Origin of the sequence: Bradyrhizobium sp. CIAT3101 (assembly GCF_029714945.1) — a bacterium.
GTDB lineage: Bacteria > Pseudomonadota > Alphaproteobacteria > Rhizobiales > Xanthobacteraceae > Bradyrhizobium.
In genome coordinates, this window is sequence record NZ_CP121634.1 from 7,185,951 (window position 1) to 7,208,265 (window position 22,315).

A 22,315-nucleotide genomic window follows, 5' to 3' on the forward strand; every position below is an offset into this window, starting at 1 on the left:
ACTTCAAATCCAGAACGGAGAAAGCGATGAGTGAATTTACAGACGCTGAAATTATTCTTCGCGGCACCAGTCGCGGCGTGAAGGAAAGCCGAGACGAACGTGGCCGCATTGTAGGCCACGCGGTGCAACTCGTGAAGCGCAACGCAAAAAACGGCATCGAAGTGATGCTGGTGCGCTTGCCGGATGGGGCTGATCCGACCAACTACGCCGACGGCAAGCGGATCGAGATTCCAGTCGATATCTCGAACTTCGAAGGCACGATGTACTACCGCGCCACTGGAGAGTCCCTACTGGCAAAGCCGGCCGAGGGCCGGACGCCGCCTAGGCCAGCGACTGCGAGCTAGTCGCTCGCAATCTATGCGCCGGGGCCGCAACAAGGTGGCCCCGGCACTCCTTCGTGCAAAGCAGCGGGCCAACGCCATGAAAGAGCGCGACGGTAAAGAGATTATTGGTTTTGTTGCTGTAGCTCCTGCCTTGGTCGCCGCGATCGGCGGGTTGGCAGTTGCTGGCCCGATCGGTGCGGTTGCAGCGGCCGTGGCGACCTGGGCCGGCACGTACACATACTTAGAGCCACGGACACGCCCACCGCAGAAACTTCTGCCTTCCCCACAGACCTATTCGCTGCTCGCCGCGGCAGTGCCGCCGCGATCTGCGCCACCAGCACTGACCGATGCAGAATTTCGCCAGCAGCACGGCGCACCGCAGGTTTTCTGGAGTGCAGCAGACTTTCCTAAGACGGAGTTCGGAAACTATTACGGTCCGATCACCTGGGTTCATCCCACCGGCGGTGAACAGATCACCTGGTCATTCTTCCAAGCGATCGGGCATGCCACGACTAGCTTGGTGCGCCTAAGCGGCGGAGAATCGTTCAATCGGACGACAGCACAGCGGGTCTGCGACGCAGTGCAGATGATCGCGGCGCGGAAGTTTCAGCTAGACGCCACCGAGGCATTCAACCGGGGCGGCGGTATGGCGCGGTATTACCGCGAGCTGGAGGCGAAGCAGCGCGCGGACAAGCGGGCTGCAATTGAAGTGCGAGAAGCCGCAGAGAAGAAGCAAAAGGAAGAGGAACAAGTCGAAAGAGAACGGCTTGCCACAGAAAAGCGCCAGCATGAAGTCTGGTTGAGGGAGCTGCGCGATGATCGCGACCGCGTGGTGGTCGAGATCAAACAGGGTCGCGAAGCGCAGTTGAAGTTCTGGTGCCTCAAGCCCGGCTTCACGGAGCAGCGCACGGGCCTGGAAGAGCGCCAGAAGGTGCTCAATGACATCAAAGTCCAAATCGCCGGAGAACTGGCGAAGATCGACACGTATCGACAGCAGATCGCGGAACGCGCGGCCCAGGAAGCTAAGTGGAAGGCCGAACGTGAAGAGAGCGATGCTCGAATGGCTCGGCTCAAGGGGCAAATCAACCTCGTCATGCGCGATGACGGCCGAATTATCCTCGGGACCTGCGTTGACGACGGCCGCGACGGGATATGGCGGCCAAGTGAACTCCGGCACATGCTTGTCGCCGGCATGACCGGTTCGGGGAAGTCGGTTTTCCTCCAACAACTGGCTTACCAGCTACTGCGGTCGCCTGATGTCGACCGTGTAGTGCTAATCGACCTGAAGGGTGGCACCGAATTCTACCAGTACGTTGATGAACCCAAGGCGCGCGTGGCGTGGGAGCTGAGCGACGCAATAAAGATGTTTGACGAGCTGATGGCGTACTTGGATGTCCGTCTCGCAGAGATGCGTTTAAAGGGCCTACGGGACTGGGATGGCCCCCGCACATTCATAATCATCGACGAATATGCAGAGATCCAGGAGCTGATCCACGACGCAAAGCGCGGCGAGGCCAAGGAGGCTGCTCAGCGGATGGCCAGCAACATCAGGAGCCTGGTACGGCGGTCACGTTCGGCAGGCATCGTATTGATCTGCGCGCTTCAAAAGCCAACCGCAGACGCGATTGATCCGACTTTGCGGAACAACATGGACATGCGCGTCTGCTTCCGGGTCAAGACCAGGTTCGCGGTTGAGGCCGCGCTCGATGCCGTACTCGACGAGGATGAGGAGTTGCCGGTCAACCCGCTCAAACTGAGGACAGGCAGGTTCCTGTTGGATGCTGGACACGGCCGTTACTTGCACTTCCAGGCTCAAATCGCGCCCGATGTCGTTTTGGAGAGGAAATGAACGGTATCGAAACAGGGGCGACACGCGAGCACGGCGCGCGTCAGCGCGCCGCGCGCAGCGGGACGCTCCCTTTTCCTAGATACCTAAGAAACACCTCGTCAAAACCCATGGGCCGGCTTCGACGTGGAGAATGCAAGATAGTCGCATCGGCAACAGCGTAACACAGAACCTACCGCGCGACAGTACAAGCATGTTATCCGGCAAAAGCGACATAGCAGGCGAGCAAAGCTAAGAGGCCGAAGGCACCATGGGCGAGCCGGAGAAGGCGGGCACGGACTGAACAGGTAAGGCCCAAGTGGCCCAGAGGTCATTTTCAAACCTTCGAGATTCGCGACTATGAAGCAGTCGAAATTGGAGATCTGCTCGCCAAGGCCCCGCCAAGTTTGGCAGGCTGGCAAATAACAAAAAAGGCGCATGGGGATACCTGATCAACCATAAGCGCTGGTCTGAAGGCCTTACCTCGCCGTTAAATCTATCAGGCGTGCGCAGCATTTCTTGAACTTCTTGCCGCTAGAACAAAAGCAGGGGGCGTTGACCTTCGTGTTGGCAGCGAGGTCGACCAGCACCGCCGCCCCAGCCATTAGTTTGTCGTTCGACAGACGCTTGAACAGATCACGGTTCATGCGAATTTCGTTGCCGACAGAACATTGTTCCATCATCTGCTGCAATGTGTCGTTTGCGGCAATCCAGGCATCGACGCTCTTGAACTCTCCTAAGCTTCGCTTCACGTTGAGGAGGCGCTTCTGGCTCTTGTAATCATAGGCCCGTCGAGGATCGGGAAGGAAAAGAACATCTGACTCATTGTGGACGTGCGGTGTAATGTCGATGAGTGCACCACCTGTATCCCAAACTGCGTGATGCTCGGCCTCAACGATAACCCGCGGCCATTCCCAGATCAGCCAACCATAGGCGATCGTGCCGCCGTCGCGGCCGATCTTTTGATTCACATTGTTAAAGCACTCGCCAATAGTCGCACTGGGCTCAGGGCGCACCGGTACCAGGAGGGGTTGATGCTGGGGGCTGACTTCGCGGCAGAGCGCAGTAATGGCAGGAGATACGACCTTGGGGGCCGTCGTGAACGTCTTGGAGAATATCTCTTGCTTGATGATCGCCAACGGTTCACTCGGCCGCCATGAGCAAGGCTTACGTTGCTCGGGTCACAACCACGCACGACAGCCCCTTCTCCCGTGCGGCACTCTTGGCACGCTCGATCACTTCGTCCAAGCGCAGGTCGAAAGGACCACTACCCTTCCAATCGGTTTCGTCGCTTACGAAGAAATATCCCTTGTCCATCGGCGGTTGACCCATTCGGTGAACACGAACAACGATGTGGCGTTCGCTCGGCTCCGTTGCCGGCATCCAAATGACGTCCACCATGCATCCCTCCCGTGTCGAATCAGTCCTCAAAGGATTCCTGGACGTCCCGACATTCTGCAAGTCCTTCGTCAGCGTGTCACCGCAAAATCAATCCCTGCAAACTCTTCATATAACGCCTACTGACAGCCGTTTCTGTTATCGATATGCCCATGACCCATGCTGCGGCTGTTCTGGCATGTTCGGCTATGATTTTCATCGCTATTCGGTGCCACAAGGTTAGGCAGACCTCACGACAAGTTAGTGCTTTCCGGATTATTCTGCGCGATGACGCCGCGCTGGACGTTCCTGCACTTGATCTCATCGGCTAGATCAGTTGGCGCGCTCTATGCAAAGACGAAGTGCCCCTAGCAATGAGCGCTTCATCTCTCCATGCGCCGAGGGACGGAACCATCGAGCGCCACGAGCTGATGGGCGGCAAATGCTACATCTACAAGCGCGAGACAGATAGCAAGTACTGGCAGGTTGCAGCCTACGTCTCTGGCAAGAACTTTCGGTCAACGACGAAGTGCGAAGGGTTCTCGGCAGCGAAGCATTTCGCCGAGGAATGGTATCTTGAGCTTCGCGGCAAGCATGTTCGTGGAGAACTAGATAAGCTTGTCCCGGTCAACGCAGAGAAAACCTTCAGAGACGCTGCAGAACAATTCCTCCATGAATTTGCAGTCCTCACGGAGGGCCAGCGGAGCCCGATCTACGTCAAGTGCCACGAGCGCCGTCTGCGTAAGTACCTCATTCCTTTCCTGGGGGATAAGCCTGTTTCGCAGGTAACGGCGGGAGCAATCCAGGAATATCGGCTCGACCGCATCGCAAAGGCGAAGGCGACAAGCAAGGAAGGCAAGCCTCCTGCCCGCCAAACGATGCATCAGGAGATGGTCGCGCTCCGTCAGACGCTGAAGACTGCTTTGCGCCATGGTTGGCTGGTCAGCCTTCCGGACATGTCCCAGCCCTACCGGCAAAACGCCAAAATTTCTCACAGGGCCTGGTTCTCACCCGCTGAGTACCGACAGCTCTACCTTGCCGCTGCTCGCCGTGCACAACACCCCAAAAAGGAGCGTTACCGTTATCACGGCGAGGAACTCTACGACTTCATCATCTTCATGGCCAATACCGGGCTGCGCCCCGACGAAGCCAACAGGCTTGAATATCGTGATGTTACCGTCGTCACCGATCATGCGACCCGCGAACGCATTCTTGAGATCGAGGTGCGCGGAAAGCGTGGCGTGGGCTATTGCAAGAGCATGCCGAGCGCCGTGGCGCCCTTCATGAGACTCCGCAGGCGCAATAGCGGCAAGCCGAACGACCGCATCTTCCCGAACGACCGCCACGTGCTTTTGAACGCCATCCTCGAAGAGGAGGACCTGAAGATCGACCGCGAAGGCCAGCGGCGAACAGCATACAGCCTCCGTCATACCTACATTTGCCTTCGACTGATGGAAGGCGCAGACATCTACCAGATCGCCAAGAACTGCCGTACGAGTGTTGAAATGATCGAGAGATACTACGCATCTCACATCAAGAACCAGCTGGACGCCGCGGCCATCAATGTCAAGCGCGCCCCAAGATCATTCGAGCCGCAGGATTTGGTCTCGGCGCCGCCCGCACCGCGTTCTCTTCCGGCACGTGCCGACGGAGAGCATCCCCAACCAGGCCGCTACCCTCGGCGCAAGTCGCATCGAAGCCCTAATGTTACCTGACATCTTGGCGTCAGGCGCAGCACGAGTTATGAAGGACCCGGCATGCGGGCGTGGCGAAACTGGTAGACGCAACGGACTTAGGCCAAGGAATGAGTGCTCTTGGGGAAACCTGAGATGCAGAACTGCTCAAATTCGGGGAAGCCTTCGCTGGTAATCCCGAGCCAAGCCCCCATATTGGGAAGGTGTAGAGACTAGACGGGCAGCACCTAAAGCGGCGACGCCACGGTGAAGGGATAGTCCAGACCACAAACGCCTCCGGGCGAGCGACGAAAGTCGTAGCTGGTAAGAAAATCCGTTGGGGATTCCCCATACCGGTTCGAGTCCGGTCGCCCGCACCAGCCATCAACCGCCAATAAACCTTTCCTGCCACTTTTGGTTGCCAGAATCTAAAAGACGCGGTTAGACTCGTCAGTGACCAACAAAGCACGCCCCATGCCCAGCGCAGACCAACTCAAGGCTCTCCTTAAAGCCTACGCCTCGGGCGACGACGCTCAGTTTCAATCTGTGGCGATGCAGATCGCTGCCGGCGAAGCGCGCGTCGGACATGGCAAGCTGGCTGAGGAGCTCCGCGAACTTATCGACCGATCACGCGCCCGCGTGCCGAGCCCCGGCCCCTCGCCGATACCGCTTGCCAAACCGCGGGGCGAGATCGCGGATTTGCTGACGGTCACCTACCCGAAAGTCCATCTCGGGGATCTCGTGCTAACGGTTAAGACCAAAGCCGTCCTGGAACGCGTGGTACGCGAGCACAAGAACATCCGCGACATCCGCGCCCACGGCCTGCCTCCCCGGAAGAAGCTGCTCTTGGTTGGACCTCCGGGTACTGGCAAGACCATGACGGCCTCGGCCATCGCCGGTGAACTTTCCCTTCCGCTTTTCGTGGTGCGCCTTGATCGCCTCATCACGCGATACATGGGCGAAACCGCCGCCAAGCTACGATTAATCTTTGATGCGATCGCGCAAACCCGCGCGGTTTATCTTTTCGATGAGTTTGACAGCATCGGTTCGGAACGCGGCCTAGGTAACGATGTCGGCGAGATACGACGCGTCGTGAACAGCTTCCTCCAAATGGTCGAACAAGACACTTCTGACAGTGTCATCATCGCCGCAACCAATCATCCTTCTATTCTCGACAGGGCTCTTTTCCGTCGCTTCGACGACATCATCCAATACTCTCTGCCTACTACCAAGGAAATCCGTACTGCATTTGAAGCCAAGATTGCGGGCGCGAAGACAAGCGGTAAGATTGACTGGGTTAAGCTCGCATCCTCCGCTAAAGGCTTGAGTTACGCTGATGTCACGCGCGCCACACAGGACGCGCTGAAGCACGCGCTGATCGAGGGCCATCCATTGACGCAAAAAGACCTTTTGTCAGCGATCGATGAGCGCAAGGCGGCACTGCAGCACGGGAACGTCAACCGCAAGTAAGAGCGAAACGCTTGGCACGCTATCCCCATTTTCTCTTTGTGGATGCGGCAGCGACCGAGCGGTATACCGCCGAACGGGGACGGTCGCGAGAGTTCAAGCTGCCAGACCGAGACCGGCCACAGCATGCAGCGACCGTCATCAATGCGTTTCACGCAGCTCAGCAGGCGCGCGGCCCTTTCCCGCGCCAGGTTGGGAACGGGTTCTATGCATCCCCAGGGCTGACGCTAACTTTCGAGAGTGAGCCGGACTTTCCGCTCGCTTTCGAAAGCCTCGACCTGCGCGCCAGTAAAATTCAACTGCTTGCGGTCAAGCATGATGCCGACACCGGTCGGACCCTGGCGACGATCCACGTTCCTGACGACAAGATTCCGTACCTTCTCCGCAAATTCGAGAAGTACCGTGACGCACCCGAAGGCGCGAAGCGCTATAATCGGCAGTTAGTCGAAAGTATCGCGAATCTCAAACTCGCGACGTTGTCCGAATTGTGGACAGACCTGTCCGAGCTCTACCCGGCGGCCAACACGGCCATCATCTGGGAGGTTTGGCTGCGCGGCGCCGCAAAAGGCGAACATTCGCCCGCTGTTACGTTGAGACGCGAGGCTTCAAATTTTGGTTACGAGGTCGTCTCCAATGAGTTGCCATTCGTAGATCGTACGGTCGTGCTCGTTCGAGGCACGCGCGAGCAGCTCGCACTCTCCTCCGACGTCCTCGGCATTATAGCCGAGGTGCGCAAGGCCAAAGTAACAGCCGACTTTTTCTCTACGCAGTCTGCCGCTGATCAACATGCACTGTCGGATGAGCTTCTCAGGCGAATCGGCGTGTTGCCGCCAGGCTCACCAGTCGTCGGTCTTTTAGATACCGGTGTAAATCGGGCGCATCCGCTGCTGGCCTCCATCATCGCTGAAACGGATGTTGACGGCTTCAAACCCGACTGGGGCGGTCACGATAGCCACAGGCACGGACACGGCACCCAAATGGCAGGGTTGGCCATTTTTGGCGATCTCACCACCGTTCTGAGTGGCGCCGGCCCCGTCCAGCTGACGCATGGCGTGCAGTCTTTGAAGCTCTATCACGCGCCTGATCCACACCGCCCGGAGCTTTATGGCACCGTCACCATCGAAGCCATGTCCCGGCTCGAAATAGACGCTGCCCGGCGTAAGATATTCTGCATGGCGATCTCGGCCGAGTCCCGCGAACGGGGGCGTCCAACATCATGGTCGGCGGCGGTCGACAATCTTGCCTGCGGCGCCATCAACGATACCCGCCGCGTGATCATTCTGTCCGCCGGGAATACGCCGCCCGAGGCGCGCAGGGATTACCCAGCTTACAACGAGACCGCCTCTATTGAAGACCCCGGCCAATCCTGGAACGCTGTGACAGTCGGCGGCTACACGGATCGGGTTTTCATCAACGACGAGGTCAACTTCGGCTGGAACCCTCTTGCGGCACGGGGCGACCTTGCGCCTTCGAGCAAGACGTCCCTGACTTGGCCACGCTCCCTGAAGTCGCCCTACAAGCCAGACATCGTCATGGAAGCCGGCAACATGGGGAGACCACCAGGCGCGGGCGATCCGCTGTTCCTGTCGGAACTCCAACTGCTCACTACCAGCAACGAGTTCACCGGTGGCGAGGCGCCGTTTGTCGAGTTTCACGACACCAGCGCGGCATCAGCGCTCGCCGCCAATCTCGCCACGCAGCTCGTCGCGCGTTACCCAAATTATTCAGCCGAAACCGTACGCGGATTTCTGGTCCATAGCTCTCGTTGGACGGACGCAATGCGCCTGCGGGCCATCGACGATCAGGGGCGGCCCGATATGGAGCGGATGCTACGCACTTTCGGGTATGGCGTCCCAGATCCCGCGCGGCTGTTCTACAGCGCTGGCAACGCTCTTACGCTCGTGGCCGAGGATAGCCTTCAACCTTTCTTCAAAGACGCGGGCGGCGCGATCAAAACCAAGGATATAAAATTCCACGAGTTGCCCTGGCCTCGCGAGGCCCTGCTCGCGCTGCCGCTGGATACGCCGGTAGAGATGCGCGTCACGCTCTCCTACTTCGTAGAGCCAAGTCCGGGCGAACGGGGCTGGGATCGCAAGTACGGCTACCCATCCCATGGGCTGCGCTTCAGAGTAAAGCGCGCTACCGAAAACGTCGTTGAATTCAAGCTACGCGTCAACGCGCATGGACGCGAGGACGATTACGACGAGGATCACGTAGGCGAGACCGGCCAGTGGGAGCTCGGCGTTCGCGGCCCGACCAATGGTTCGATCCATTCGAACACTTGGCATGGGTCCGCCGCAGAGCTCGCCGAGCGCAACCATATCGCTATTCTTCCGACAATGGGCTGGTGGCGCACGCGTCCCGTAGAGCGTCGAGTTAACAAGACGGCGCACTACAGCCTTATCGTGACGATCTCGACGCCCAACGAGAACGTCGATATCTATACGCCGGTCGCCGTCCAAGTCGGCATCGAGACGCCTGTCGAAATCGAAGTATGATTCCATTTGCTGTCCGACAAAGTGTTGCTGCGCCGAAGCAGCCTGACAAATCAATTTCACGCACATTCTGACATTGATGCGCAAGCCGGTATTTTATTGCGCACCGCTTGCCGGCACATCCGGCAGATACCGTTTTTATCTCCCGGCAAATGCCGTCGCGGCATCGTCAATGGGAGCATTCCATGTCAAACAAAGCGAAGACGAAGAAGCCCACTCATGAAGCTTTCGTCGTGACGGGCGAAAGCGATAACGCATTCTGGACCAAGATCGGCGGCGTCTGGCCGCATGAGGACGGCAAGGGGTTCAATGTCGAACTCGTTGCTCTCCCATTGGGGGGGCGCCTCACCATCCGCGAACGTAAGGAGACGACCAGTTGACCGGTCCGGAGTGACCAGCTCTGTGCGATTCCTTCCCGGAGCAGCGGCGAGGCACGCTGGCGCGGCAAGGGAAGCCACCATCAATCTGGTGGTTGAAGCCCGTTGAGAGCTGATGACCCGCAAGGTGCAGAGCGGGATGCCCCATATCGGAAACGATATGGGGCATTTTTCAGACTCCCGACGAGCCTGATTGGCCGCACAAACCAGTAACGGCTTGACACCGCACTTTCAAGCGAGTGAGCTACCGGCTACAACTTATTCTAGTATTATCAATTTGGAAGACACCGATGGGATCTACCATAGAATTGAACGACACTCTAAAGCTGAAGCGCGGCAGCAACTTCCCATCGCAGCTCGCGGTCGGCTCGGTTTACGAATTTTCACTAGACGGGCGCCGTGTGTTCAATCTGGCACCCTCGCGCGTATTTCTTGTCGAGGAAATCGACGGACAGTGGAATTACGTAGGACACGTTAGAATTCTGGTTCAAACGATCGATGCTATGACCGACAAAACCAGCGGTCGCTTTGAAGTGGTGTCCCTATATCCGGCTGAATACGTGCAATTGGTCAACCAGCACGAAGCGCCCAAGGGACGAGGATATAGACCGCCCATCTCGGAGAGCTAGGCTTTCCGACGCAAACTCGCATTACCGATCGGCCTCACACCGGATGGCTGCATGCTGACAGCAGATTGGGGCGACGCTCCCAGCGTCTCAAATTCTTTTGGCAGAGCGAACGAAAGCGCACTTCTCAAGAAGTGGGCGCTAATAGATCGATGTCAACTCATCGTTCTGGGCGGAATTCGAGGGTGCGGCAAGACGCGCCTCTCGGCCATGTTTGCCAACGAGATTAGCCACCCCGATGATGACCGCCCCGCTCCCGAGACGGAAGGACACTTTGACTATGTTATTTGGCGTTCGCTGCTGAATGCACCTAGCCTTCAAAGCCTTGTGGACGACATCTCTCATTTCTTATTCAGCGACCGAGGCCCGTCTTCGCCAAATTTCCCGAAACCAGATCTCGATGCTGTTCTCGCTGGATTTCGCGAGAAACGATGCCTCGTTATCCTGGATAATCTTGAATCCATACTCGGCGAATCAAAAAGCACAGTCGCGTTTGACGCAAAATTTCGAGAGTATGAAGACTTCTTTCAACGGATTGCGAATACCCCGCACAATAGCTGCGTCCTCGTAAATGGCCGCGAAATTCCGTACCTGCTTGAGACCCTCTGTGGCGAGCAAAAGCCCGGCAGGATCCTCCGGCTTGAGGGGCTCGATGATCGTGCGAGCCGACAAATTATTGCCGCTCATGGAAAGGTGACCGGAGCGCGTGCAATCAATCGAATAATTCGCTTTTATCAGGGGCATCCGCTTTCACTTGAATTGACGGCCCGATTTGTAGAGACCGTTTACAATGGAGACGCTGGTCAGTTTTTGACCTCGGGCAGCAAAATATTCCGCGACATTGAGGAAATAATTGATTGGCATTTCGATCGTCTAGCGCCCGCTGAACTCTTTCTGATCGTATGCCTGGCACTCAACAGGGAGCCGATTGCATTAGAAGAGATCAGGCAGACCGTTCTCGACATCGACGTCAGGCAACAAATCGAAAGCGCGATCCAATCATTCCAGACAAGACTACCCCTGGTGCGATCCAAGCAAAGCCTAACTTTGCAGCCTGTGATAATGGAATTCGTAACTCAAAAGGTGCTCTCCGCTGTAGTACGTGAGATCGAACTTGGCGAGCCGGAACTACTCGACAAGCACATTTTACTTAGAGCCACTGCAAAAGACTACGTTCGCGATATCCAAAAGCGGCTAATCCTGGACGAAGCGATTAGGCGCGCCCGCGAAACCAGCTTGAACATCGCCGATTTCGATAGAAAGCTCGCTCGCCTCCTAACAAGGAAGAGGCAATTAGGTCTGACCGGCTACACAGCCGGCAATGTAATTAATCTGATAGGTGCCGCCGAGCTTCCCTACAGCGGCCGCGACTTTTCGAACTGCATCATTCGCCAGGCATATCTCCAAGGCGCAACGATGCACGGCGTCGATATGTCCGGCAGTCAGTTTGTCGATTCGGTTTTCACTACAAATCTAGGAGCGGTCCTTTGTTTGGCGTTGAGCCCTGCGCGCGATGCAGTCGCCACAGGAGACATGAGCGGTGGCGTTTACCTCTGGAGGATAGGCGACGGAACGCAGCTTCGCGCATTTGAGGGGCATACCAGTTGGGTGCGGTCGATCGCATTCTCGCCAAACGCGAAGACGCTGGCGACTGCGGGAAGCGACTACACCATCCGCTTGTGGGATGTAGCCAACGGCCACTGCACTAGAATACTAAAAGAACACGTCGATCAAATCTATTCCATATCGTTCAGCCGCGACGGACGACTGCTTGCAAGCGGCGGGGAGGATAAGCAAACAATAATCTGGAATCCTGCAACTGGCGATATCATCGAGCGCATCGCTGGTACTGGCGGACGGGTGCGAGCGGTTAAATTCAGCCCAACAGATGATCACTTGGCAATAGCTGACAACGCAATAACAATTTGGAACTACCGAGAACATAAGCTCGTAGTTCAGTTTGAACTTGGTAAGCCAATTCGCGACCTTGCTTACAGCAATCAAGGAAACGTCTTAGCGTGCCTACGGGACGACGATGGGTCCATAGCTATTCAGCAAGCGAGCAATGGACGACCGATCACACACATTCGGGACACCAACACTCGAATGCTTGCAATTGACTTCAGCCACGACGATCGAATGATCGTAACCACCGCCGAGGATGGAAGAATAGGATTGTGGCAGTCCCGAAACGGAGAAAACACAGGCTATCTATCTGGCCACACCGCGTCAGCTAAAGCAATTGCCGCTCGACCAATCAGGAACATCGTTGCAAGTGGGGGCGACGATCAGGCGGTAAAAGTATGGGACGTCGATCGTCGGAGATGTCTGGCGACAATAAGGGGATACGGACGAGCCGTTCGATCGGTCGCCTTTGCTGGAACAAGTGGCGACTTGATTAGTGGCGGCGAAGATGGACTAGTCCGAATCTGGTCTTCTGGCCGGCGAACCGATCCTTCCATCTTATCCGGTCACGCGGGCACAATTCAGAGCGTCTCCTGCAGTCCAGACGGCCGATTGATAGCGAGCGGTGGGAATGATGGCACGGTCCGAATCTGGGACAGGCGGACAGAGAAATGTAATTTGGTACTCCGCGATCATGACGACTGGATCTGGAATGTCCGATTTAGTCCTGACGGAATGCTATTAGCTGGTGCGGGTAAGGATAATTCAGTCAGCGTCTGGAATACTTCAAATGGACGCCAACTGCATCGACTGACACACCATGTCGACGAGGTCCATACTGTAGTCTTCTCGCCAGACGGCGCACAGCTCTTTTCAGGCAGCGACGATCACACCATCAAGGTTTGGAGCTTGCGTACCGGAGAGCTAGTGGATGAATTGGCAGGACACACGAATTGCGTACGCAGTATCGCGCTTTCTCCCGGAGGGGCATTGTTAGCGTCAGCGAGCGACGACGAAACCGTCAGGGTATGGGACCTAAAGACTAAGCAAGTCAAAACCCTAAAGGGCCACGCTGGTCGGGTCCGTTCCGTTGCATTCTCGCCGACCGACGTAGCTTTGGTTAGTTCGGGGGACGATGGCTTTGTTTACGGCTGGGAATTGGAATCTGGAACGGTCAAAACAACGTACCGCGGTCATTCCGATGCCGTGTGGTCCGTTGCAATAGGCGCCGACGCCCGCATCGCGACAGGCAGCGAGGACGGAACCATTCGGGTTTGGTCAAGAAACGCTCCCTCAGCCGTCCTCCAGCCCAAGCGTCCCTATGAGAACATGAACATCCACAGTGTAACGGGCCTAACGAAAGCTCAGTCCGCAGCTCTTTATCGTCTGGGCGCATCAAACAATCCTCCCGCTCAGACAACGACTGCTGATCAGCACAGGGCTCCTGCATTCAATGGAAGAGCCCTGATAATTAGAGGCGGAGGAGCGAAAGGCATTGCCTACATAGGAGCGCTCTTAGAAATAGAAAATCGGTACAGTTTCGATTGGTATCTAGGAACATCGGCGGGAGCGATCCTCGCAGTCCTGTTGAGCGCGGGCTATACGGCCGAGGAGCTGAAGGACATTTTATTCAAAACTGAGTTCGGCGAATTCCTGGATGCGCCTTGGTACAAATGGCCGACAAACGTCTTATTCCATGGTGGACTGCATCGCGCCGACGCTCTGATCAAATGGCTCGATAGTCTTCTTGCCAAGAAGCTTAACCTTACCGACGCGGCTAAACTGGCCGACTTGCCCAAGCGCGTCACGATCCTCGCGAGTCAAAGGGGTAAAGATGCACTGATACTCGACTCGGCTAATCCGAAGTATGATGACATGCCGGCTTCCTATGCCGTCCGTCTCAGCATGACGATCCCAATTCTGTTTACGCCCGGCGAGAATTATGGCCAGCGCGTGCTCGATGGAGGACTGCGGAACAATTTCCCGTTGCGGCATTTTTTGTCGGAATTCCCGATGGGAAACTTTATTGGACTATATCTCGGGTCAGAGCGTCATGACAACTCAGCCAAACGCCACAGCTTGATTAGCGATATCCTTTCGATTGTGATCGACGCAGGTGACGTCGAACTCCTGAGAAAGTATCAGAAAAATATCATCGTGATTGATCCCCAACCAATTGGCACCTTGGATTTTTCGTTGAGCGATCGGCAGAAGAACTTCCTCGTCCTCAAAGGAAGAAGGGCCGCTCAAAGATTCCTTCGCAACAACTCGGTCATCGATCCGGCAACCTCAGGCGCGCTGCCTCGGGCCGAATGACCTGCTTTCATTTCATCCAGCGAAACAGCGCACTTATACATTGGCTTCGCCAACATAGGTGATCCTACAGCGCTGCAACATTGTCCGACAGACTACTGAAAAAATTGACATCAGCTTCGAAGCGGCGCATCGCGCCGCCGTGGCGAGCTATCACTTCTCTGTTCAGATCATCAGCCGGTCTAGAGGACAGTCGGCTATCGCTGCAGCCGCATACCGCGCCGGAGAACGGCTGCGGGAAGAGCAGACCGAGATGGTTCACGATTACAGCCGGCGACGCGGCGTGGTCTATTCGGAAATCCTCCTTCCTGCCCATGCGACGCCTCTCCTAAAGGACCGCGAGAAACTGTGGAACGAGGTCGAGCGAATGGAAGGTCGCAGGGACGCCCAGCTCGCCCGTGAAATCAATCTGGCCCTTCCGCATGAGCTGGACGCCGGGGCGAGACGAGAACTGGTTTTAAACTTCGTCCAGGAGGCCTTCGTCAGTCGTGGCATGGTGGCTGATGTCGCCATTCATGCCCCAGTCCTGGAAAAGGGCGATCATCCCCACAACCATCATGCGCACATCCTGCTCACTCTGCGCCAGGCAACGGCCTCAGGACTTCGTCCTGTCAAGACTCGCGAATGGAATAGCGACGGACTTCTGCGGGAATGGCGGGCCCTGTGGGCGGATCGACAGAACGATGCGCTGGAGCGGGTCGGTATTGCGGAACGCGTCGACCACCGGGCGCTCGACGCACAGCGGGCCGAGGCGGTTTCCGCCCGAGACTTCGTGAGAGCGGCGTGGCTTGATCGCGAACCCGAAGTTCATCTCGGAAAAGTCCAGCGCAGGCGGATCGAACTGATCCGGCCGGCAACAAAGGTCCATTTCGTCCGTTCGGGCATCAACCTCGATGTCCTCTTGAAGAACTCGACGAGAGCGCGGCTTCGCCTTGAAGCCTGGCAGAAGGCCTATGTCCGGCTGCTCCACGGCAAGCCAAAGCCGAAAGGTTCAGCGGCGCAGCGTCCCCGACCGCAGGATACCTCCGTTGCCGGACTGCTGGACCAGATGCTGCGCTCTCCGTCGCGCTCGCTTCCGGACCAGTTGCGCCGGATCGGTGCCGGCATCGCCATCTGGCAATCCATCCTAGGGATACGGGTCTCGCGTTACTCGGATTTTCGGTCGCGGTATGTCGCGGATGCGCTTGCGCGGGAGCTAGTCCGTGACCTCGGCAGGCAGCGGGTCCGCATAAGGCACCTCGACGCGCCAACTGTCCCAAAGGTCGCGCCATCGGCTCTCAAGCCAGTACCGTACCTTGCGGGCCAGGATCGGGTAAGGCAGCAGGCGTGGCATAAGGATAATGGCGTGGCGGTCCGCAAGCCTCATGATCTCGGCGGGGTCGACGAGATAGCGCGCCGCTTCGCTCACGCCCTCACTCGTGTTGCCCCGGCGCGAGTCCGCGTCTGAGTGTGACCTGCCGGCAGAGCGGCTGAGCGTGGTCGTGTAGCCAATGCTGTCCGCCAGCATCCGCGCAGTCTCGATGTCGCTGACGTTGAACGCGACCTTGCATCCCGCGTTCGCGATGATGGATCGCGCCCGGCTGTAGGTCCGCTGCAGCTGGTCCAGGTCCTGCCACACCATGATCATCCGCATGTAGGTCGCCAGGAACCCTACCCCATCCTCAATTGGTTGCAGCCGGCCGAGGGCGGCGGCCTCATCGAGCAGCAGCAACGTCTTCTTCTTGGGGACCTGTTGCTTTTGCCTGGTCATGGCAGTCAGTGCGCAGCCGATGATGGCGCGCAGGAAGCCGCGGTAGATCGTGAGCTTCTCCTCAGGTACCATGACGTAGACCGTCGCCACGCCCCTGTTGAGGTCTTCAAACCGGAAATCAGAGGTGGACGACACGATGCCGGCCGGCTTGTCGATCGACCAGATGCCGGTCGCCTTGTCGACCGTGGACTTGATGGATTTGAGCTCGTCGCTCTTCTCCATGGCGAGAAGGCTCGTCGCCTCCTCGCGGAGGCTGATGGAAGGCAGCGTCACGGCGTCGAGCAGCAGCGCCTCGAGACCGGGCCAGTCCTGTGCAGCGAGAGCGCGGACATGGGCCAGCGTTCGCAGCTCCGGCTGGTCGGCGTACTTGTGGCAGACATACAGCAGGATGGTGCCGAGCAGTGCGCGGGCCTTTTCGTCCCAGTGCTCGCCATCGGAAGTAGGGATGATCAGCAGATCGGCCAGCTGCTTGGCATCGTCGGCCTCGTGCCAGGTACCGACCTGAATCATGTCTAGCGGGTTGAACCCGTGCGACTTCGCCGGATCCATGACATTGAGGGTCCAGACCGGGCCCCGAAGGGCCCGCGCCCGCGAGGTGATCGCGTGGTTCTCGCCTTTGATATCGATGACGATGATAGAACCCGGATACTCAAGCAGGTTCGGGATCACCACCGAGTAACCTTTGCCCGTACGTGTCGGAGCGAACAGCAGCACGAAGCCTTCGGCCTTGTAGCGGATGAACCGTCCGCCGATCTTGCCGATGATGAGCCCGCAACGGCCGAGGGCACCGCTACGAAGGATCTCCCAGTAGCTTGACCACCGGGACGAGCCGTAGGTGACAGAGCGGTCGCCAAGGACGGTCGCCAAGGTGAGTTCAAGCAGCCGCACACAGGCGGCGAGGATGGTTCTGGCCAGGATTAACGCGAGCCACGCCAACCTTAGGCAGAGCCGGACGGCAAACCTCAAGATCACGCACTAACGATCCAGGATAAAAGTGCCGCGGGTCAAACATGCTGCCTTTGCTGAAGGCGCCAACCAGTCTGCCTACAGTCGGAATGCCCGCTGCGCCTAGTGATACTAGGAAGCGCAACGCCTCCGCCTCGAAGAGCTTTGTCGGTCAATTCAGCGTTTCGCCCCCGGACCACCGAGGCATGCCTCCAGCCGGAGCCGGCTAGAAAGAAGTATCCGGCTCCACGGCCAGGACCATCTGCTTGGTGAATTGCGATCGCGTCTGGCAGGCGATTTTCAACCCGCCCCGCTTCTGAGCGAAAGTCCTGCTGTCGGAAGCCCGCCAGCAGCCATTGATGTCTTCGGGAAGAAGACCGATCGCCGAGCCCAGCCGGTCGATCAGCTGGAACACCGGTCGCGACTGCGGAAACCTGTCGGGGTCCTTGGAAATCTCAAGCTGAAAAAAGAACGCCTTCTTTGCGACCGTTGCCTTCACCTCGTACTGACCATCCGTGCACCTCAGCAGGTCATCCTCTGCGTTGCAGGTGTAGGAAGGAAGATTGGCGCGCATGGCCTTGCGTAGCGCTGCATCGTCCCCCACCACCAGCGCATCGATGATGCTTGCCGGAGGCGCCGTGCGCGACGCCTGATTGACAAGAGCTGCGGTTGCTTGTGACGCAGCGGTTGAAGCAGAGTTGCCGGCCATAGGTGATTTCTCGCCCAACGGCTCACTAACTTCCTTGATGAGCGACGCGAGCCGGGAGGGGCAGTATTTCGTGAGGTAGGCTTTCTCGGCATCGATGACCCGACTCATCATCGCTGAAATCTGGTCCTTCGGCGCCTCGATGGATACGTCGAGCGTGTACCAGTCCGACTCGCCCGTCCAATCCATCTGGCATTCCAAGGGCAGCACGAATTCGGGCTTCGGCTTAGTGTCGTAAGAACCGCAGATCATCTTGCGGCCGCCGAAGCCAGGAGAGACTGACGACATCACGAACCCTCCCCCCTCACTGCGTCGAGGCTCAATCGCGCCAACCCTTGCGAGGTTCATCGTCCGTCGCTTCAGCAGGTAACCGTCGACCTTTCCGTTTTTGCTAACCGCTTCCACTCTGCGATATTCGATGTTGCAGTTGTCTTTTGCCCGAACTTCGACCTTCACCGTTTCGTTGCGGAGGTTCTTATAGGACGAAGTGACAAGACCCGGCGCGACCGCAAGGTTTTCCATATTGGTGAAAATTGCCGCCAGGAGTTGCTCGCGCTCCAGGCTTGTTGTCGGCGCCTGCGCAAGTGCCAGGCCGGGAAACCAGAACAAGAGGGACACTACCGTTGACCGCGCCAGTGCTTGACTGGATGCCAAGTTGAACAAGAAGCGCATGAAAGACCCCGTGGAGCGCTGATGAGAGTGATGCCTAATCGATCATCAGCGGCGTCCGACGGTAGCGAAAATCCTGATTTACGCATGGAAGGTCTAAGCGCAAAATAATGATCGAATGGAAATAAGCGCCGACCTTGAGTCAATTGCAGAAGCTACTGAGCAGACTCAAGAAAAGTGTAGTGCGCTGACTAGAAGCGTAGCGGTTGCGAAGCCCCTTGCAAAAATCAGAACATTTGCAATTGCGGGACCGTCCGCATGACAGTCCTTGGCTATGCAAGGGTGAGCACTTCCGGACAAGAGTTGGACATCCAGATCGTCCAGCTCAAGGCAGCCGGATGCGAGACCATTCTCTGCGAGAAGGAGAGCGGCACGAAGGTGAACCGGCGTGAGCTGTCGCGATTGCTCCGCCGCCTTCGCAAAGGAGACGTGGTCATTATTCCCGCACTGGACCGGCTAACGCGTGGTGGACCTTTCCGGATGCTGAGCGTTCTCTCGGAAATTACGTCGCGAGGTGCCAGCTATAGGTCGCTCGCCGAACCCTGGGCCGATACCACCCATGAACTCGGCGAAGTGCTTGCTGCGCTTGTCGGCTATATCGCTCGAAAAACGCGCGAAGACATCATTCGGAGGACCACTGCCGGACGTGAGCGCGCCCGGCTCAATGGCGTACAATTCGGCCGCAAGCCGAAGCTAACGCCAGAGCAGAGAGAGCGTGCGCTTGCACGACGGCTTGCCGGTGAACCGCAGAAACGAATCGCGAGCGACTACGACGTGAGCTGCTCCACGATCTCTCGGTTGAAGGCGTGATAATTGCGGCGTAGCTTTGCCCCTCGGCTTTCCCAGACCCTCCACCACTAGCGGCTGTTGCCGACCGTGCATTGCGTATACCACGCCGTTCAGCACATCCGAAGTGTTGCCGGCAACCTAGGCGAACCTCGGCCGGCGTGCGGCACCTCGATCTCGTAGTGCACCCATTCCCTAGCTCGCATGCGGTCTTCATCAAGCCGGTTGTGTGGCTCGATAAAGAGAACCTGGCAGTGCTTTGCGCATTGATCAATCGCATCGGCAACTTGATCGAAGAGGTCCTTTGCAAATCCCCATCCTGCTCCTTCCAGGACCAGCATGGTTGGAAGATGCTGACTCTTGAACCGCGCAAGCTCCGCAGCGAGTGCAAGCAATACTTCCGTGTGCACTCCGCCGCCAAAGTTCTTCAATGGAAACCGCTCGGCCGGCGAATACGTCTCCGCGATCAACTCCATATGAGGACTGCCATCCTCATGCTGAACGCTCTCCGGTGGATCTTCAGGCTCAAGAGGTTTGGGCTCGAATCCCATGTGCCGGAAGCGCTTGTTGCCGTTAGCACCCACGTTCGCGGCAAGTGCCACGACTGTCGCGACATTCACTTGCAGCAACTCCGCCAAGCCGCGCAGATCATCCCCCATCCTCGGGTCGAGATACCGATGCGGCAAGTAGACGAAGTCTATGACCGAAGGCGACTCCGGCTGAGCAGCGCCGTCCAGCTCAAACTGAGGCATTCCGTCCACTGGAATGTCCATCGAAAGCGTATGGTCTTTGCTCGCCATGAAACTGAGGTCCAGATTCAGAGCCCGACGAGCGTTGGTACCGTCCCAGCGATTTAGGAGGCGAGTATTGCGGAGACCGGCCAGCCACTCACAGATCGCGGTTTTGCCAGCCCCATTCGTTCCGCTCACCACCGTGACCCGCCCGAAATGCATCACACTATCTGGAAGAAAGAGCGGGCTCCTCTTTAACTTCACCTGTTCAATCCATCGATCGAGCGGTGCACCGGTGCTGGCACGTCGAATGCGAGCCTCGTGTAGCCTTTTCCAAGTCCGTAAAAGCCCCGCCGGAAATGCATTTCCCTTGTTGTTGTCAATGTCCTTTCCATGAAGCTCGCACGTCCAGATGCCGTTATCGACGTCGGCGAGTTGGTCCGGAGTCAACCCTCCGCGACCACGTGGCCCCCCGGAAGCTGCACTGTAGATGTGCGATGCCTGCCCTACTCTGGCCGCCTCGTGAGGAGCGGCGCCAGGCCCGACCGTACGAACCCGGCAGTGTGGGAGACTGCACTCGTGACCAGCTCTATCAGCCAGCAGCTTCTTAGTCGTTTCCTTGAAATCGCCTTCTCGCACTCGGCCCCCCTCTATCTCGGTGACAGGTTTTAGCCTCCAACAATTTCGTGTCCAGTGCCCGTCACCCGTCGTCGGATCCGAACTGCGACCACCGACGCGACACCACTCCGAGCATGCTCGGTAAAGCCGGTTGTGCGTGCCTGACGGCCGGGCTTCAGGGCTTCGCCCGGAGCCGAGCAGATCTCCGCAATTGAACTTAGAGCTGTCTCCGCCCTATGGGCTGTAATCCCTCACGCAAGATGGCCAGTTCACGCCCTGTCGTTCAAGCCCTGCCTTTGGCACCCTGCGGGCTAGGGGCTTGAGCGCCACGTCGTGAACCGGCAAGGGGCTTGGCATCACTTAAGCCGACGTGTCGGCTTGCACCCGTCCCTCACTATTTAGGCGTGCGTTACCGTCGGATGGTCCCTATAGTTTGCAAAGGGAGGATCATGAACCGATGCGTGATCTATCGAAAATCGTGGATCAATTGGGCACCCTGACCGTCAGCGAGTCGAACAAGCTCGCAGAATTGCTTCGCGCGCAGTGGGAGAAGCCGCGCAAGCCAAATCCCCTCCTCAGCCGGTATGAAGGGGAAGTGTGCGACGCGATGGTCCGGCGCCTCGAACAGCGTGTTGGACAAACGCGGGACAGTTTGCGCTGGCCCGAAAAGGAGAATCACCGGCATCCCGTCGAACTCACGTTCAAGCTCGGCAACCAGTTATTCGCCCTCGAACACACGCTCATCGAGCCGTTCGAGGGACATATACGCATGGAGGCACAGACTGAAAGGCTGTTTGCGCCGATCACAAGCGCGCTTACTGAATCGCTGGGGACCGACGCCCTCTTCCAGCTTCAACTGCCGATCAACGTACTGAATGGGCGGAAGCCTTCTGAGCTTCAGACCATCCAACAGGCCATCATCGGGTGGGTGAAAGAGACCGCGCCAACCATCCCGAAACGACCTTTCCCAGATTACAAGGGAAATGGTGTCGGTCCCGTGAAGCCAGCAGGTGTGCCGTTCGACTTGGTGCTCATGCGGCACGAGCCGCCGATAATTCCGGGCAAGCACTTTGAGATCAGGCACACGGTTGACGACATCGAGAAGCGGCGCTCGGACCGTATGAAGGCCGCCATCGACAAGAAGTTTCCAAAGCTCGCAGCCTGGAAGGCTAATGACGGCGCGAAAACGATCTTGGTGCTGGAGCAGAACGACATCCAACTTACGAACGTCACTAACGTCACCGACACCTATCTACCATTGGCACAAGCACGAGATGATCGTCCCGATGAAACCTATCTAGTCGCGTCATGCATGGGCCCGCCTGCGTGGTGGATGTGGCCAATCCTGATTGGAGACCGGTCTTATTACGACATCGCGCGAAGCGATGAGACCAGCTATTGGGAGTTTGATCCGGCCAAACTTACCAATCTGACGAATAGATGAGAGTAAGCGTAATCGCCACTTCGCTGCCCGATGTCGGACAAGCTGTTGCGCCAGACCAACCAAGGATCTGCGTTGAAGCCATCGCCACCGAAGGCGCCGGAATTGCTTTGGGCTAACCGTGCTAAAAGTACGATGCCGCAAGGCTTATGGTCGCAACGTCAGAAAAACCAAAGAAGAAAGCGAGAACCATGAACCTTCGTGGCACACTCGCCTTATTGCTGGGCCGGTTGAGAGTCTTCCTCTCGATCAGCATCAGTCGATAAAGCAACAGGGGCCGTTGGAGCG

At 57.6% G+C, this 22,315-nt stretch carries 17 protein-coding genes; 10 read left to right on the forward strand and 7 right to left on the reverse strand.

The window, feature by feature from the left end; genetic code table 11:
• The first annotated feature begins 26 nt into the window (after positions 1 to 26).
• Positions 27 to 344 carry a hypothetical protein gene (locus tag QA645_RS33605; RefSeq protein WP_283045503.1) on the forward strand — a complete coding sequence of 106 codons (318 nt, stop codon included), beginning with the start codon at positions 27 to 29 and terminating at the stop codon, positions 342 to 344.
• A gap of 76 nt (positions 345 to 420) precedes the next feature.
• A complete protein-coding gene (locus QA645_RS33610) occupies positions 421 to 2,172 on the forward strand; it encodes an FtsK/SpoIIIE domain-containing protein (protein WP_283045505.1) in 1,752 nt (583 codons plus the stop codon).
• A gap of 455 nt (positions 2,173 to 2,627) precedes the next feature.
• Here the strand turns inward: QA645_RS33610 and QA645_RS33615 are convergent, their stop codons facing one another.
• Positions 2,628 to 3,287, reverse strand: a complete 660-nt coding sequence (locus QA645_RS33615; RefSeq protein WP_283045507.1) for an SEC-C metal-binding domain-containing protein — start codon at positions 3,285 to 3,287, stop codon at positions 2,628 to 2,630.
• Positions 3,288 to 3,315: 28 nt separating this feature from the next.
• Positions 3,316 to 3,549 carry a hypothetical protein gene (locus tag QA645_RS33620; protein WP_283045509.1) on the reverse strand — a complete coding sequence of 78 codons (234 nt, stop codon included), beginning with the start codon at positions 3,547 to 3,549 and terminating at the stop codon, positions 3,316 to 3,318.
• Positions 3,550 to 3,899: 350 nt separating this feature from the next.
• Here QA645_RS33620 and QA645_RS33625 point away from each other — a divergent pair, with 350 nt between their 5' ends.
• The 6 genes from QA645_RS33625 to QA645_RS33650 all read left to right on the forward strand — a co-directional run bounded on the left by QA645_RS33625 (position 3,900) and on the right by QA645_RS33650 (position 14,384).
• Positions 3,900 to 5,240, forward strand: coding sequence for a site-specific integrase (locus tag QA645_RS33625; RefSeq protein WP_283045510.1), 1,341 nt, complete (start codon positions 3,900 to 3,902; stop codon positions 5,238 to 5,240).
• A gap of 432 nt (positions 5,241 to 5,672) precedes the next feature.
• Positions 5,673 to 6,668, forward strand: a complete 996-nt coding sequence (locus tag QA645_RS33630) for an ATP-binding protein (protein WP_283053459.1) — start codon at positions 5,673 to 5,675, stop codon at positions 6,666 to 6,668.
• An 11-nt stretch (positions 6,669 to 6,679) separates the two neighbouring features.
• Positions 6,680 to 9,163, forward strand: a complete 2,484-nt coding sequence (locus tag QA645_RS33635; RefSeq protein WP_283045512.1) for a S8 family peptidase — start codon at positions 6,680 to 6,682, stop codon at positions 9,161 to 9,163.
• A gap of 182 nt (positions 9,164 to 9,345) precedes the next feature.
• Complete coding sequence (locus tag QA645_RS33640) at positions 9,346 to 9,540, forward strand: hypothetical protein (protein ID WP_283045513.1); 195 nt, start codon at positions 9,346 to 9,348, stop codon at positions 9,538 to 9,540.
• A gap of 305 nt (positions 9,541 to 9,845) precedes the next feature.
• Positions 9,846 to 10,166 carry a hypothetical protein gene (locus QA645_RS33645; RefSeq protein WP_283045514.1) on the forward strand — a complete coding sequence of 107 codons (321 nt, stop codon included), beginning with the start codon at positions 9,846 to 9,848 and terminating at the stop codon, positions 10,164 to 10,166.
• A gap of 51 nt (positions 10,167 to 10,217) precedes the next feature.
• Entirely contained in the window at positions 10,218 to 14,384 is a 4,167-nt protein-coding gene (locus QA645_RS33650; RefSeq protein WP_283045515.1) for a patatin-like phospholipase family protein, read from the forward strand.
• 64 nt (positions 14,385 to 14,448) lie between these two features.
• Here QA645_RS33650 and QA645_RS33655 read toward each other — a convergent pair whose 3' ends face one another.
• From QA645_RS33655 to QA645_RS33670, 4 genes are all read right to left on the reverse strand, one after another.
• Positions 14,449 to 14,697, reverse strand: coding sequence for a hypothetical protein (locus QA645_RS33655; protein WP_283045516.1), 249 nt, complete (start codon positions 14,695 to 14,697; stop codon positions 14,449 to 14,451).
• 279 nt (positions 14,698 to 14,976) lie between these two features.
• Positions 14,977 to 15,351, reverse strand: a complete 375-nt coding sequence (locus QA645_RS33660; RefSeq protein WP_283045517.1) for a hypothetical protein — start codon at positions 15,349 to 15,351, stop codon at positions 14,977 to 14,979.
• A gap of 225 nt (positions 15,352 to 15,576) precedes the next feature.
• On the reverse strand, positions 15,577 to 17,103 hold the full coding sequence (locus QA645_RS33665) for a type IV secretory system conjugative DNA transfer family protein (protein WP_283045518.1): 1,527 nt from the start codon (positions 17,101 to 17,103) through the stop codon (positions 15,577 to 15,579).
• Positions 17,104 to 17,302: 199 nt separating this feature from the next.
• Positions 17,303 to 18,454 carry a hypothetical protein gene (locus tag QA645_RS33670; protein WP_283045519.1) on the reverse strand — a complete coding sequence of 384 codons (1,152 nt, stop codon included), beginning with the start codon at positions 18,452 to 18,454 and terminating at the stop codon, positions 17,303 to 17,305.
• Between the two features lie 255 nt (positions 18,455 to 18,709).
• Here QA645_RS33670 and QA645_RS33675 point away from each other — a divergent pair, with 255 nt between their 5' ends.
• Positions 18,710 to 19,261 (forward strand): recombinase family protein, encoded by a 552-nt coding sequence (locus QA645_RS33675; protein WP_283045520.1) that lies wholly within the window; start codon positions 18,710 to 18,712, stop codon positions 19,259 to 19,261.
• An 89-nt stretch (positions 19,262 to 19,350) separates the two neighbouring features.
• Here the strand turns inward: QA645_RS33675 and QA645_RS33680 are convergent, their stop codons facing one another.
• Positions 19,351 to 20,418: a hypothetical protein gene (locus QA645_RS33680; RefSeq protein WP_283045521.1), complete on the reverse strand. Its 1,068-nt coding sequence runs from the start codon at positions 20,416 to 20,418 to the stop codon at positions 19,351 to 19,353.
• A gap of 625 nt (positions 20,419 to 21,043) precedes the next feature.
• On the opposite strand from QA645_RS33680, the gene QA645_RS33685 reads away from it, so the two are divergent.
• Positions 21,044 to 22,030, forward strand: a complete 987-nt coding sequence (locus QA645_RS33685) for a hypothetical protein (protein WP_283045523.1) — start codon at positions 21,044 to 21,046, stop codon at positions 22,028 to 22,030.
• The last annotated feature ends 285 nt before the right edge of the window (positions 22,031 to 22,315 follow it).